The 14,502-nt window shown below is 46.7% G+C and carries 10 protein-coding genes and 1 pseudogene; all 11 read left to right on the top strand.

The annotated features are described in order from the left end of the window. Positions 1 to 88: 88 nt before the first annotated feature. A complete protein-coding gene (locus VNE01S_RS01645; RefSeq protein ID WP_053395588.1) occupies positions 89 to 1,651 on the top strand; it encodes an anthranilate synthase component 1 in 1,563 nt (520 codons plus the stop codon). Between the two features lie 5 nt (positions 1,652 to 1,656). Continuing rightward, complete coding sequence (locus VNE01S_RS01640) at positions 1,657 to 2,247, top strand: aminodeoxychorismate/anthranilate synthase component II (protein ID WP_053395589.1); 591 nt, start codon at positions 1,657 to 1,659, stop codon at positions 2,245 to 2,247. 11 nt (positions 2,248 to 2,258) lie between these two features. Beyond that, on the top strand, positions 2,259 to 3,257 hold the full coding sequence (trpD, locus tag VNE01S_RS01635; RefSeq protein WP_053395590.1) for an anthranilate phosphoribosyltransferase: 999 nt from the start codon (positions 2,259 to 2,261) through the stop codon (positions 3,255 to 3,257). 40 nt (positions 3,258 to 3,297) lie between these two features. Then, a complete protein-coding gene (gene trpCF / locus VNE01S_RS01630) occupies positions 3,298 to 4,725 on the top strand; it encodes a bifunctional indole-3-glycerol-phosphate synthase TrpC/phosphoribosylanthranilate isomerase TrpF (RefSeq protein ID WP_053395591.1) in 1,428 nt (475 codons plus the stop codon). A 66-nt stretch (positions 4,726 to 4,791) separates the two neighbouring features. Continuing rightward, on the top strand, positions 4,792 to 5,982 hold the full coding sequence (gene trpB / locus VNE01S_RS01625) for a tryptophan synthase subunit beta (RefSeq protein ID WP_053395592.1): 1,191 nt from the start codon (positions 4,792 to 4,794) through the stop codon (positions 5,980 to 5,982). Further along, positions 5,982 to 6,788 (top strand): tryptophan synthase subunit alpha, encoded by an 807-nt coding sequence (gene trpA / locus VNE01S_RS01620; RefSeq protein ID WP_053395593.1) that lies wholly within the window; start codon positions 5,982 to 5,984, stop codon positions 6,786 to 6,788. Before trpB ends, trpA begins: the two co-directional genes overlap by 1 nt. 337 nt (positions 6,789 to 7,125) lie before the next feature. Continuing rightward, positions 7,126 to 8,382 carry a dicarboxylate/amino acid:cation symporter gene (locus tag VNE01S_RS01615; RefSeq protein ID WP_053395594.1) on the top strand — a complete coding sequence of 419 codons (1,257 nt, stop codon included), beginning with the start codon at positions 7,126 to 7,128 and terminating at the stop codon, positions 8,380 to 8,382. Between the two features lie 181 nt (positions 8,383 to 8,563). Next, the gene (locus tag VNE01S_RS01610; protein ID WP_053395595.1) at positions 8,564 to 9,247 is read left to right on the top strand and encodes a CDP-alcohol phosphatidyltransferase family protein; all 684 of its coding nucleotides are present in this window, start codon (positions 8,564 to 8,566) and stop codon (positions 9,245 to 9,247) included. Continuing rightward, positions 9,240 to 10,172, top strand: coding sequence for a phosphatidate cytidylyltransferase (locus VNE01S_RS01605; RefSeq protein WP_053395596.1), 933 nt, complete (start codon positions 9,240 to 9,242; stop codon positions 10,170 to 10,172). The genes VNE01S_RS01610 and VNE01S_RS01605 overlap by 8 nt, the downstream gene beginning before the upstream one ends. Positions 10,173 to 10,181: 9 nt before the next feature. Beyond that, a complete protein-coding gene (locus VNE01S_RS01600) occupies positions 10,182 to 10,832 on the top strand; it encodes a lysophospholipid acyltransferase family protein (protein WP_053395597.1) in 651 nt (216 codons plus the stop codon). 373 nt (positions 10,833 to 11,205) lie between these two features. Further along, positions 11,206 to 14,481 (top strand): annotated as a pseudogene (pulA, locus tag VNE01S_RS01595) (pullulanase-type alpha-1,6-glucosidase); the annotation flags it as partial. Between the last annotated feature and the right edge of the window lie 21 nt (positions 14,482 to 14,502).

Here is a 14,502-nt window from a genome sequence, read left to right as displayed (position 1 = left end):
CCGAATACAGATAAATCCCGATTGGGTGTCGCTTTTCTTTATGCGAGTATGTGTAGAAGGAACTATTTACCTACGGAAAGGAGGTCTTGTGAACAAGGCTATAGAAATCAGAAAGCTAGGACAGCTTGAAGTCATTCATGCTTCCGCTCCTTACACACAGGATCCAACTCGTCTGTTCCATACCTTGTGTGAGAACAAAACCGACAGTTTATTGCTTGAATCTGCTGAGATTGACTCGAAACAGGACTTAAAAAGCTTACTTATTGTTGATTCCGCCGTTCGCATCGTTTGCTTCGGTCACACCGTTACTCTAACGGCGCTGACACCAAACGGTCAGCAGCTTCTCATTCATCTTTACAACAATATCCACGCTAATATAGACAGTGAATTTGAAGGCTCGGTATTAACGCTAAGATTTACCGCTCCATGTGATACGTTGGATGAAGACTCCCGTTTACGTGAAGCTTCTTCCTTTGATGCTCTTCGTCTGATTCAACATAGCTTTGACCTTAGCGAGCAAGATAAGCACGCCATTTTTCTCGGCGGTTTATTCGCTTATGACTTAGTCGCAAACTTCGAGCCTCTAGGTGAAGCTGAACAAACGAATCAATGCCCTGACTATGTTTTTTACGTAGCGGAAACCCTGATTGTGGTCGATCACCAAGCAGAGAGTTGCGACATCCAAGCGACACTGTTTGCAAATCAGGACGAAAAAAACACGCTCCAGGCACGTATTAGAGATATTGCAGCCCAGTGCTCAAACCTAAAAACTCTACCACAAGCACAGAAGCTTAGCTCTATTGAAACAACGACCAATATCTCGGACAGTGAGTTTTGCCAAATCGTAAACGATTTAAAAGACTACGTGGTTAAAGGCGATATTTTTCAGGTGGTCCCATCGCGACGCTTTACCCTACCCTGTCCTTCGCCACTTGCTGCCTATAAAGAGTTGAAGCTAAGTAATCCTAGTCCATATATGTTTTACATGCAGGATGAGCTGTTCACCTTATTTGGCGCATCCCCTGAAAGCGCACTTAAATACGAAACACATACTAACCAAGTCGAAATTTATCCAATCGCGGGGACCCGCCGTCGTGGCAAAAGAGCGAATGGCGCGATTGATTTCGATTTAGATAGCCGCATTGAATTAGAGCTGCGCAGCGATAAAAAAGAAAATGCTGAGCACATGATGCTGGTTGACTTAGCGCGTAACGACGTGGCGCGTATTTCAGAAGCTGGCACACGACATGTGGCTGACTTGCTAAAAGTAGACCGTTACAGCCACGTAATGCATTTGGTATCTAGAGTCGTTGGGCAACTGCGTAATAACCTTGATGCGCTGCACGCCTATCAAGCCTGCATGAATATGGGAACATTGACTGGTGCGCCTAAAATTCGAGCCATGCAGTTAATTCGTGGCGTTGAAGGCGCAAGACGCGGCAGTTATGGCGGCGCTGTTGGCTATCTCACTGGTGAAGGCACGTTAGATACCTGTATCGTCATTCGCTCAGCATACGTCGAGAATGGCATTGCACAAGTTCAAGCTGGCGCAGGCGTCGTATTCGATTCTGATCCGCAAGCAGAAGCAGATGAAACACGCGGAAAAGCTCAAGCCGTTATCTCTGCAATTCAAGCAGCGCACAAGGAGTAGTAGAGATGGCTAATATCGTATTTATCGATAACTTCGATTCGTTCACATATAACCTCGTTGACCAATTCCGTTCATTGGGCCACAAGGTGAAGATTTACCGAAACAACATTCCTGCCGAAGCGATTGAAAAAGCAGTAGCAGAATTAGAGAACCCCGTGGTACTGCTCTCTCCAGGCCCAGGCGCGCCGTCATACGCTGGTTCAATGCCAGAAATCATCCAAAGGTTAAAAGGACAAGTGCCTGTTATTGGTATTTGCCTTGGTCATCAAGCGATTGTTGAAGCGTATGGCGGAGTAGTTGCTGGCGCAGGCGAAATCATTCACGGTAAAGTTTCTATGATGGAACACCAAAATCATGCCACATACGCTGATCTCCCATCACCTTTGGCTATCGCGCGCTACCACTCTTTAGTCGCGACCGAAGTACCTGACGCTCTGCAAGTCACCGCAGAAGTAGACGGCTTAGTGATGTCGGTGGTGCATGAGCAAGATAAAGTCTGCGGGTTCCAATTTCACCCAGAGTCTATTATGACAACCTATGGCGCAACACTATTAACCAATGCGATTAACTGGGCACTCGCGAAAGAGCAGCAGTAAGGAAAACGATCATGGAACAGATTATTAATAAGCTATACGGCCAACAATCATTGACTCAAGAAGAAAGTCAGACACTGTTTGATGTAATTATCCGTGGCGAACTCGACCCTATTTTGATGGCATCAGCTTTGACTGCGCTAAAGATCAAAGGGGAAACACCCGATGAAATTGCTGGCGCAGCAAAAGCCCTGCTTGCTAACGCGGCTCCATTCCCTCGACCAGAGTACGACTTTGCCGATATCGTTGGTACAGGTGGAGACGGCCACAACACGATCAACATTTCAACCACTGCAGCTTTTGTTGCCGCGGCATGTGGCCTGAAAGTCGCAAAACATGGTAACCGCAGTGTCTCAAGCAAATCAGGCTCTTCTGACTTGCTGGACTCTTTTGGCATAAACCTCGCCATGAGTGCAGAAGACACACGCTCTGCCGTTGACAAACTTGGTGTCGCTTTCCTTTTTGCTCCGCAATACCATGGCGGTGTACGCCACGCGATGCCTGTGCGCCAAACTATGAAGACCCGCACTATCTTTAATATTCTTGGCCCACTGATTAACCCGGCAAGGCCAAATATTGAATTAATGGGGGTTTACAGCAAAGAACTCGTACGCCCTATCGCCGAAACCATGTTACAAATGGGAATGAAACGCGCAGCCGTGGTACATGGCAGTGGCCTTGATGAGGTGGCAATCCATGGCGAAACCACCGTTGCCGAAATTAAAGATGGCACAATTACTGAGTACACCCTAACCCCTGAAGATTTCGGCGTAAGTGCTCACCCTCTTGAAGCCATTAAAGGCGGAGATCCAGAAGAGAACAAAGCGATCATCACCAATATCCTAACGGGTAAAGGAACCGATGCTCAGTTGGGTGCGGTAGCCGTCAACGTTGCGTTACTGATGCGATTATTTGGTCACGAAGACCTAAAAGCGAATACCCAAAAAGCCATTGAAGCAATGAATTCAGGCAAAGCCTACGAGCTAGTTAAACAGCTGGCCAACCACGCTTAAGTACTTTAAACCCCAAGTCACTTTGTTACAGGTAAGTAAGATGACTCATAAAAACAACCACTTGTCCGAACATGTCTCAGCTAAAGAAGCGCAAATGGCCGAAGTATTGGCAAAAATTGTGCGAGACAAGTATTCATGGGTAGAAGAACGTAAACAAGCCGAGCCGTTAGAGAGCTTTAAAGGCAACCTGACTCCCTCTGATCGTGATTTTTATCAGGCGCTGAGTGGCGAGAAAACCGCTTTCATTACAGAGTGTAAAAAAGCCTCTCCGTCTAAAGGACTTATCCGTGACGACTTTGACTTAGATTACATCGCATCTGTGTACAACAGACACGCAGACGCGATCTCTGTCCTTACTGATGAAAAGTACTTTCAGGGTAGTTTTGACTTTTTGCCTCAAGTCCGTAGCCAAGTCACTCAACCCGTATTGTGCAAAGACTTTATGGTCGACACCTATCAAGTGTACCTTGCTCGTCACTACTCAGCCGATGCCATTCTGCTGATGCTTTCGGTGCTTGATGATGAACAATACCGCGCTCTTGCCGAGGTTGCGGCGTCATTAAACATGGGCATATTGACGGAAGTCAGCAACGAAGACGAACTTCACCGCGCAGTAAATCTCGGTGCAAAAGTTATCGGCATAAACAACCGCAACTTACGCGATCTGTCTACCGACTTAAACCGCACCAAAGAACTGGCACCGTTGATTCGTAAACTCGCACCACAAGCCACCGTGATTTCTGAGTCTGGCATCTACACCAATCAACAAGTGCGAGATTTATCAGCATACGCCGATGGCTTTTTGATTGGCAGTTCATTGATGGCTGAGAAAAACCTAGAGCTCACCGCACGTAAAGTGATCTTAGGTGAAAACAAGGTATGCGGCCTGACACACCCTGATGACGCAGCCAAGGCTTATCGAGCGGGTGCGGTATTGGGTGGCCTGATATTTGTAAAAAGCTCACCTCGTTATGTCGATATGGAAACCGCCCGCTTAACCATGAGTGGTGCGCCACTGAACTACGTGGGTGTGTTCCAAAATGAAGCGGTAGATTTTATTTTGGATACAGTGAAATCGCTCGGCTTAAAAGCAGTCCAACTTCATGGACAGGAAGATCAGCAATTCGTCGACCAGTTAAGAGCTCAACTACCTGGCGATGTTGAAATTTGGAAAGCCTATGGCGTGACAGACTCGATCCCATCACTGCTGAGCAACAACATCGACCGTCACCTTTTAGATACTAAAATTGGTTCGCAAACAGGTGGGACAGGTTTGGTCTTTGACTGGTCTTTAATAGGCGATCCATCACGCGTCATGCTGGCAGGCGGGATCACACCATTTAATGCACAAAAAGCCGCTCAACAAGGCTGCCTAGGACTGGATTTAAATTCTGGAGTCGAAAGCTCGCCAGGTAAGAAAGATCAAACTAAGTTGAATCAGGCATTCGCAGCCATTCGCGATTACTAAAATTAAAACAAACAATATTTTTGGTGTGAGCAGTCATACCAAGCTGAATTATTAAAGGAATAAACCATGGCAAAACTTGATGCCTATTTTGGCGAATACGGTGGTCAGTACGTACCGCAAATTTTAGTTCCTGCATTGGAGCAGCTTGAACAAGCATTTATCGACGCGCAAGAAGACCCAGAGTTTCGCAGTGAATTCATGAGCTTGTTACAAGAGTACGCAGGCCGCCCTACTGCGCTAACGCTCACGCGTAACCTTACCAAAGGTACTAAAACCAAACTGTACCTAAAACGTGAAGACTTACTACATGGCGGCGCGCACAAAACCAACCAAGTGCTAGGTCAGGCTCTGCTGGCTAAACGCATGGGAAAGAATGAGATCATTGCTGAGACTGGCGCAGGCCAACACGGCGTTGCAACCGCTTTGGCATGTGCACTGTTAGGTTTGAAATGTCGCGTATACATGGGCGCTAAAGACGTTGAGCGCCAAAGCCCGAACGTATTCCGTATGAAATTGATGGGTGCAGAAGTCATCCCTGTACATTCAGGTTCTGCTACGTTAAAAGACGCGTGTAACGAAGCACTACGCGATTGGTCTGGCAGTTATGAAGATGCTCACTACTTGTTGGGCACAGCCGCTGGTCCACACCCATTCCCAACCATCGTACGTGAATTCCAACGCATGATCGGTGAAGAAACCAAAAACCAAATTTTGGCTCGTGAAGGCCGACTACCAGACGCGGTGATCGCATGTGTGGGCGGTGGTTCAAACGCAATTGGCATGTTTGCCGACTTCATCGAAGAAGAATCCGTACGCTTAATCGGCGTGGAACCAGCGGGTAAAGGCATAGACACAGACCAACATGGCGCGCCACTTAAACATGGTAAAACAGGCATTTTCTTCGGTATGAAAGCGCCGCTAATGCAAGATGAGAATGGCCAAGTAGAAGAGTCTTACTCCGTATCTGCTGGCTTAGACTTCCCATCAGTTGGCCCACAACATGCGCACCTTAACGCGATAGGCCGCGCCGAATATGACAATGTGACGGATGACGAAGCACTAGAAGCGTTCCAAGAACTCGCTCGCAGTGAAGGGATTATCCCAGCTTTGGAGTCATCACACGCCCTTGCGCAAGCCCTTCGCATGGCTCGTGAAAATCCTGAAAAAGAACAATTGTTAGTGGTTAACCTGTCTGGTCGTGGTGATAAGGACATTTTCACCGTACATGCCATCTTAGAAGAAAAAGGAGTGATCTAATGAGCCGCTATGAAGCTATGTTTGAGCGCCTAGGTAAAGTAAATCAAGGCGCATTCGTACCGTTCGTAACGGTTTGTGACCCTAATCCAGAGCAATCCCTGAAGATCATGGAAACCTTGGTAGAAGCAGGAGCAGATGCGCTAGAACTTGGTATCCCATTTTCTGATCCTTTGGCTGATGGCCCGACCATTCAAGGTGCCAATATCCGAGCGCTTGAGTCAGGCGCGACGCCAGCAATTTGCTTCGAACAAATTGGAAAAATCCGAGCAAAATACCCGGAATTACCGATTGGCCTGTTGATGTATGCAAACCTGGTTTACTCTCGCGGTGTTGATGCTTTCTATGAGCAATGCGCTAAAGCAGGTATCGATTCGGTCTTAATTGCAGATGTACCAACAAACGAAAGTGAAGAATTTGTCGCAGCCGCCAAAACACACGGTATAGAGCCTATTTTTATTGCTCCACCAACGGCATCGGATGACACCTTACGCTCTGTGGCTACATTGGGGGGCGGTTACACATATCTGCTCTCTCGTGCAGGGGTTACGGGAGCAGAAACAAAAGCCAACATGCCAGTGGGCGCCATGCTAGATAAACTGAACCAATTTGACGCACCACCTTCTCTACTTGGGTTTGGCATATCTGAGCCAGATCAGGTAAAGCAAGCACTTGAATCGGGGGCTGCGGGCGCAATTTCAGGCTCTGCGGTTGTCAAAATCATTGAATCTAATACGCAAAAACCAGACGAGATGTTAAATCAACTCGCAGCTTTTGTATCCTCAATGAAAGAAGCAACACGCAAGTAGCGTGTTAGCCATCTAAACATCTATGAGATCGGTTTCTTAAATTATTGTGAAATCGATCTTTTTATTAACATTTCAACTCTTTCCCTCACGTCACGAAAACCAATCACTTGACCTATCCCAAAAGCCAAACACATAGATAAAAACAATAGCAATCGTTTGCAACTGTTTAAAAATTGTCACTCGTCAATAAAAATGCCATTCACTGGGCTACTCTGCGTTCAATTGTATTGATAAATGTAAAAATAAAGTGTACAAAGCAAAGCGATATTATTGCCTAGATTCGAGTTTTAACTCAGATGGTAATTCTAGATAATTAAATTTTATTAGCACAGAGGTTATGGAAGTGTTACAGAAAAAGAGTTTACTAAGCAATATTGGCGTGCAGGTCGTCATTGCTATGATCGTAGGTACAGCCGTTGGTGCCTTTATGGGTCATAGTGCATCGATGTTTGCTCCACTAGGCGCAATTTTTATCAACTTAATTAAAATGCTTGTTATCCCTTTGGTTGCCGTCGCCCTTATTTCTGGTGCCGCTGGTCTAGGCAACAGCCAGTCTGCAGGTAAAGTCGGTCTAACAACGCTAGGTTACTTTGGCCTAACTTCAGCGCTAGCCGTGGCGCTTGCTCTATTTATGGGAGAGGTTTTTGAACCGGGCATGGGTATCGATGTTTCTGGCGTCGAAGGCATGTTTTCAGCAGAGTACGCTTCAAAAGGTGAATTGCCATCTTTCTGGGCAACCATCACTGGTATGATCCCAACCAACGTTTTTCAGTCACTAAACGAAGCGAATATTCTACAGATCCTTGTCTTCTGTATGTTCTTTGGTATTGCGATTTCTAAGCAAGAAAAAGAACGCCGTGAACCAATCATGAACGGTGTAAACTGCATTGTTGACGCAATGGTATGGATGATCAACAAGGTAATGATCATCGCGCCTATCGGCGTATTCGGCCTAATGGCGGAAGCAGTAGGTACGTTCGGTTTCGGTGCCCTTATGGTGGTATTCAAACTGTTTATTGTTTACATCGCAGCGATCTTAATTTTCGGCTTTGTTGTTTACCCTCTAATGGTTCATATCTTCACTAAGACCTCAGCGAAGAAGTTCCTAACAGCAATGAAGAAACCACAAGCCGTAGCACTTTCAACGGCTTCTTCTATGGCTACCCTGCCTGTGACCATGGATACGTGTGAAAAAGAGCTGGGCGTTAAAAACTCAACAGCATCATTTGTATTGCCACTGGGTGCCACTATCAACATGTCTGGTAATGCTATTTACTACGGTCTTGTTGCTATCTTCTTCGCACAGCTATTCAACATTGACCTAGGCATGGGTGCTTATATTGCGATCATCGTAACGTCTACTCTAGGCGCCGTTGGCCAAGCAGGTGTTCCTGGTCCTTCATTCCTAGTTGTAGCTGTGCTTCTGGCGGCGGGTATTCCAATTGAAGGTCTGCCACTTCTGTTCGCTCTAGACCGTATCTTCGATATGATCCGTACCGCGCTAAACATCACAGGCGATGCGGCTTGTGCAGTGATTGTGGACGCTATCATTGCAGAAGAAAAAGAAGCAGAGATGCAAAAGCAAGAAGCGTAATCGCCTCTAAGCTTTAACATTCTCGATTGATTAAGCCAGCGGTGAGTGACCGCTGGCTTTTTATTTTGCATGCCAGTCTCATAGTTGATTCAACTGGTGGTTTTACCGCGACTTACGCTCTTACGTTTTGATATGCAACGTCTATAATACTTTTCTTTACGGACGCAAAGTAGACGAATGCATGGAACAACAAGACCAATCTAACCGACGACCACTGGCCGTCAGAAGCTTATCCATTACCAAACGTATCTCTGTTTGGCTCGCGCAAAAGAACATTACCCCCAATCAGATCTCGTTACTCAGTATCGCTGTCGCTGCTCTTGGTCTCTTAGTTGCCATTGTTCATCACAACTCCCCTTCCATTGTCTGGCTGTTCGTTTTTCCAGTAACCATCCAATTACGCTTACTTTGCAACTTATTTGATGGCATGGTTGCCGTCGAAGGCGGTAAACAATCTCCCGCTGGTGAGCTGTTTAACGATGCACCAGACAGAATCGCGGATCTCATGTTTATTCTCGGTGCGGGGTTTATTGCTCAAAATGAGTATGCCTTACACTTAGCATGGCTTGCTGGTGCTCTCGCGATTATGACCGCCTATATTCGCGTTCTGGGTGTCAGTATGGGCTGCCAAGCAGACTTTCGTGGCCCTATGGCTAAGCAACATCGTATGGCTCTACTCACCTTTACCAGCTTAATAATGGCTGCCGCACAGGCTTTTGGTTATTTCTGGCCCGCAAGCCTCTATCTAATGGATTCTGCCCTAGTTGTAATCACCTTAGGCTGTGTCGCGACTTGTTGGAGAAGGCTGGCGCAGATTTATTGTATCAAGAACGCATCTGCTTTAACGGAGGCAGATGATGAGTAGTATTCCTTCACACTCGCTGCATATGATGGTGACGATCGTCATCGTCCTTCTTGTCGGCACGCTGTCTTATCTGTTCCTGTCGCGACGTAACCCAAACAAAGACTATCAAGAACTCAAACTCCGTATCCGTTCGTGGTGGTGGATGATTGGGATCGTATTTGTCGTCCTCTATCTCCCGACGCAATACACGCTCGTGTTTGTCGCATTTCTGAGTTTTATGGCGCTTAAAGAGTTTCTTTCTATCGTACCGACTCGCATGGCTGACCGCCGCGTCATTTTCTGGGCTTACTTGTCCATCCCCTTCCAATACTATTGGCTATCCATTGGTTGGTACGGCATGTACATCATATTCATCCCGGTTTACATGTTCTTATACTTGCCGATGGTGGCGGTGCTGATAGGAGAAACTAAAGGGTTTATCCGCTCTGCTGGCATCATCCACTGGGCACTTATGCTAACGGTTTTTTGTGTTAGCCATATGGCTTATTTGCTGGTACTGCCGAGTAAAAACCCAGAAGCAGGTTCTATGGGTATGCTGCTATTTTTGCTTGTGTTCACGCAGTTTAACGACGTGTGCCAATACGTTTGGGGTAAAAGCTTTGGTAAACACAAGATCGTGCCAAGAGTCAGCCCCAATAAAACGTGGGAAGGTTTTGTCGGTGGAGCCTTAACGGTTATTGCTGCGAGCTACTTTTTTGCGCCATACCTGACACCACTGACCTCGGTTCAGGGTTTGATCGCAGGCATGCTTATCGCGTTTAGTGGGTTTATTGGCGATCTTGTGATTTCTTCAGTCAAGCGTGATCTAAAAATTAAAGACACCAGCCAATTTATACCGGGTCACGGTGGCATTCTCGATCGTATTGATAGCCTAATGTTTACCGCCCCACTGTTTTTCCATTACATCTACTATCTGTATTACTAGGAGAGCAATATGAAGTTACTGAAAGTTCTGTTTGTGCTCTTTTTCGTTAAGCCGTTAGTTTTTATCGGCCTAGGTTTAAATATTATCCATCGGCAAAATCTCCCTGAGAAAGGGCCTATCGTTGTCGCAGCAAATCATAATAGTCACCTAGATACATTGGTGTTGCTGGCTTTGTTTCCTATCGATATGGTTCACAAGGTACGACCGGTAGCAGCGGCTGATTATTTCTTAAAAAACAAGCTGACGGCTTGGCTGTCACTGAATGTCCTCGGCATTATTCCTATTCGTCGTTCGCCATCCAAAAGTGAACGAGACGCCATCTTTGACGAGTGCCACAATGCTCTCAACAATGAGGATATTTTGATCATCTTCCCCGAAGGTAGTCGCGGTGAACCAGAAGTCATGAGTGGCCTGAAAAAGGGGATTTTCCACCTCACAAAAGAACATCAACACTGCCCTGTTATACCAGTAGTAATGCGAGGTTTAGGTCGCTCGTTACCCAAAGGTACGGCCATGTTCGTCCCATTTAATTGCGATGTTGTGCTTGGTGAAGCAATCCCCAAATTTAACGACGCCGAGGAATTTCTTCTGACAATGCAAAGCCGATATAGTGAATTAGCAGCCGAATGCATCGTGACAAACTATGAGGATGACAAGTGAGCAAGGACTACCCGATTCAACGCCTGTCTTAGTCCTACCCAAACTTATTTTCCTTCAAACAATTAGTCTCAATTTTCCACCGCATAGCATCACACAATGGGGGATGAGAGATTCTCAGCCCCTCTCCTCCCTAGCCTCTACGCCCAGCCCATTTGATGAGCTTGATTTGAGAGACATATCGCGTTCATTCTGATATTTCATACTGAAGTTGTGAATATCATTCATCGTAATTAAAAATTCACGGTCACAAAAAACTTAGATAGACACCCTCACATTTTGCACTGCCATCCGTCGAGTAGCATCACTGTTCACATTCACCGTCAGGTACTTTTACCTTTCAGAATCAGAATTTAATAACAATGGATCTGTAAACGTGGACAAAAATACTTTCAAACTATCGACCATCGCCAAGACAATTATCCCTTTGGTGTCTGCTACTCTGATTGCAGGGTGTGCTTTGGACAGCGACGAAAAGACCTCAATCGCTGACAATACCTCTCTGCATCAAGCGGCAGAAAACGAAGTGGTTATTTACTACAAACGTGATATCTCAAGTCGATCGACCAGTAATGACTATGAAGGTTGGGGATTACACCTTTGGAATGGTGATGGCTGTTCAAGCACTGACTTAGAAGCGATGGGGCTTACGAGTAGTGGAACAGATTGGAACAAGCCATTCCCATACACTGGGATCAATGAGACCTATGGTGCTTATTACGTCTTGAAAGTTGACCCTGACGCCGCCGACCCGCACAAATGCTTAAACTTCATCCTTCACAAAGGCAATGACAAAGCCTTCGGCAGCTCGAATTCCAAAGTGGACCTCACTAAGATTGGTGAGACAAAAAGCCTGTTTGGTTTCCACGGTAGTAGCGAACTGTTCTATGAGCCGACTGAACAACTCCCTGTGCAAGTTGATGGTCAAAAAGCACATTGGTTAGATGCCAAGACTATCGCCTGGGAAGCGGCCGCTAATGCCGATTCAATCAAGCTGTTCTATGATGCCAACAACGAAATCCAGATGGATGAAGACAATCAAATTGCAGGTGGAGCAGCTGTCGAGCTAACCAAAACAGGCGCCATGTCTGAAGTACTCAAAACACGATTCCGCCACCTAGGTAGTCTCTCCACCGCTGAAATTGAGGTTGATAACAAAACGTTGCACCAGATACTGAAGTCGCAGATCGTGATTGTTGCCTATGATGCCAATGGTGATGTTGTTTCGGCAACCCAAGTGCAAAAGGCTGGCGTACTGGATGCCGTCTATGCCGATGAGCAAGCTGGTAACGCCATCAGTCAAGATTTGGGCGCGATTGTTCAAGGTAGCGACGCCACTTTCAAACTTTGGGCGCCGACCGCTCAAGACGTTCAATTGATCATCTACGACGCCGATCTTAATGCTGAATCAACCTTGAAGATGACCGAAGATTCGGTAACAGGTATCTGGTCTTCGGCTGCTGTCACTGATGTTTTAAACAAGTACTACCGCTATCAAGTGACGGTCTACCACCCACTGACGGGTGAAATTGAAACGCGAGAAGTGACAGACCCGTACTCGCTGAGTTTGTCTGAAAACTCACTGTATTCTCAAGTCGTTGACCTAGATAGCACCAATCTGATGCCTGTTGGCTGGGCCGACGTTAATAACACGCGCCCTTCGCTAGACAAAGATGAAGACCATGTGCTGTATGAGTCCCATATTCGTGATTTCAGTTTTAGTGATAAAGCTGGCACACCTAGCCTAAACGGCAAGTATCTTGCGCTAACTGAAGATAACCGTGAATCCGTCCAGCACCTGCAAGCGCTTAAAGATGCGGGCTTAACCACACTGCATATTCTGCCCGCTTTTGATATCGCCACCGTCGACGAAAACCCAAGCAATGTCGTTAATATTACCGATACGGTTGGTAAGCTGTGCGGAATGAAACCGGAAGCGGCTATCTGTGACAATGAAAGCGACACTGCCACGATAGAAGATGTGCTAAACAGCTACGATCCTGCCACGGATAAAGCGCAAGCACTGATGAATGATCTTCGTATGCTTGATGGATTCAACTGGGGTTACGACCCTTACCACTACACCGTTCCAGAAGGCAGCTACGCGACTGATCCAAATGGCTCCAAACGCATTCTTGAGTTCCGTGAGATGGTGCAATCTACGCATGATATGGGGCTCAAGTTGGTGATGGACGTGGTTTACAACCACACCAACGCCTCGGGCGTCAATGAGAAGTCCGTGCTGGATAAAATCGTCCCAGGGTACTATCACCGCCTGAACGTCAATACAGGTGGGGTTGAAACGTCCACGTGCTGTGATAATACCGCTACCGAAAACTTGATGATGGGTAAACTGATGGTGGACTCGTTAAAAGTTTGGGCTGAGGACTACAAAGTCGACGGCTTCCGCTTTGACTTGATGGGCCACCAACCCAAAGATGTGATGGTTTACGCGCTGGAACAAATCCGAAAAGTAGACCCAGACACGCTGTTTTACGGCGAAGGTTGGAATTTTGGTGAAGTCGCCAATGACAGCCGCTTTGACCAAGCCACACAAATCAACATGGCAGGAACGGCTATTGGCACTTTCTCCGACCGTTTACGTGATGCGGTACGCGGGGGCAGTCCGTTCGATGGCGGCACAGATTCAAAAGGAAAGCACCCTTTGCGTTACAATCAAGGTTTTGGTAACGCGGCTTATCCAAACGAAGAAGTGATCCAAAACCAAGAGACCACCGATGCTCTGCTACACAGTCAAGACTTAGTGCGCCTTGGTATGGCGGGTAACTTGGCAGACTTCACACTGACCGATTATCAAGGCAACGCGAAGCTGGGTAAAGAGATTGACTACAATGGCGCGCCCGCGGGTTACACCAAACTGCCATCGGAGAATATCTCTTACGTTTCTAAGCATGACAACCAAACCCTTTGGGATAACCATGCTTACAAGATTGCCACTGGCACGAGTTCGGCGGATCGCGCTCGAATGCAAACCGTGTCTCTATCAACCGTGATGCTTGGACAAGGGATCCCATTTATCCATATGGGTTCAGAGCTGCTTCGCTCTAAATCCATGCAGCGTGATTCATACGACTCTGGTGACTGGTTCAACCGTGTATTCTTCGATGGCTCAGACAATAACTGGAACGTTGGCCTGCCGCGCCAAGATAAAGATGGTTCAAACTGGGAGTTGATTAAAACTATCGTCGCTGACACAACAGCTCACCCAGACAGTACTGACATTGAACTGACTAAACAGCAATTCCTTGAGCTATTAACAATCCGTAGCTCAAGTGAACTGTTCCGCCTAGATACCGCTCAAGAAGTGATTGATCGCGTTACATTCCACAATGTGGGACAAGGCCAAGAGCAAGGCGTGATTGTGATGTCGATTGATGACGGTGTGTCGGCTGGCGACGATCTAGATGCAAACTACGATTCGGTCGTGGCTGTATTAAACTCAACCGCTAAGCAACAAGTGTTTACGCTAAAAGGTGCGAATGGATTTGAACTTCACCCTGTTCAGCAAAACTCGGCTGACGCGATAGTGAAACAAGCCACCTTTTCCAACGAGCAATTCACTGTTCCTCCACTCACAACCGCCGTGTTTGTGCAGCTGCAAGGTGACACGCAAGGAACAGGAGTTGCCGTAAAATAACCCTGTCATCGTTTT

It is taken from the genome of Vibrio nereis NBRC 15637, from assembly GCF_001591105.1.
GTDB lineage: Bacteria > Pseudomonadota > Gammaproteobacteria > Enterobacterales > Vibrionaceae > Vibrio > Vibrio nereis.
The sequence above is the reverse complement of the archived record's forward strand: the minus strand, read 5'-3'. Positions and strand labels throughout refer to the sequence as shown.

Bases quoted from the DNA above. Each gene is read 5' to 3' on its own strand.
- VNE01S_RS01640 (WP_053395589.1), top strand. From the start codon at position 1,657: ATGGCTAATATCGTATTTATCGATAACTTCGATTCGTTCACATATAAC.
- trpD (WP_053395590.1), top strand. From the start codon at position 2,259: ATGGAACAGATTATTAATAAGCTATACGGCCAACAATCATTGACTCAA.
- trpCF (WP_053395591.1), top strand. From the start codon at position 3,298: ATGACTCATAAAAACAACCACTTGTCCGAACATGTCTCAGCTAAAGAA.
- trpB (WP_053395592.1), top strand. From the start codon at position 4,792: ATGGCAAAACTTGATGCCTATTTTGGCGAATACGGTGGTCAGTACGTA.
- trpA (WP_053395593.1), top strand. From the start codon at position 5,982: ATGAGCCGCTATGAAGCTATGTTTGAGCGCCTAGGTAAAGTAAATCAA.
- VNE01S_RS01615 (WP_053395594.1), top strand. From the start codon at position 7,126: ATGGAAGTGTTACAGAAAAAGAGTTTACTAAGCAATATTGGCGTGCAG.
- VNE01S_RS01610 (WP_053395595.1), top strand. From the start codon at position 8,564: ATGGAACAACAAGACCAATCTAACCGACGACCACTGGCCGTCAGAAGC.
- VNE01S_RS01605 (WP_053395596.1), top strand. From the start codon at position 9,240: ATGAGTAGTATTCCTTCACACTCGCTGCATATGATGGTGACGATCGTC.
- VNE01S_RS01600 (WP_053395597.1), top strand. From the start codon at position 10,182: ATGAAGTTACTGAAAGTTCTGTTTGTGCTCTTTTTCGTTAAGCCGTTA.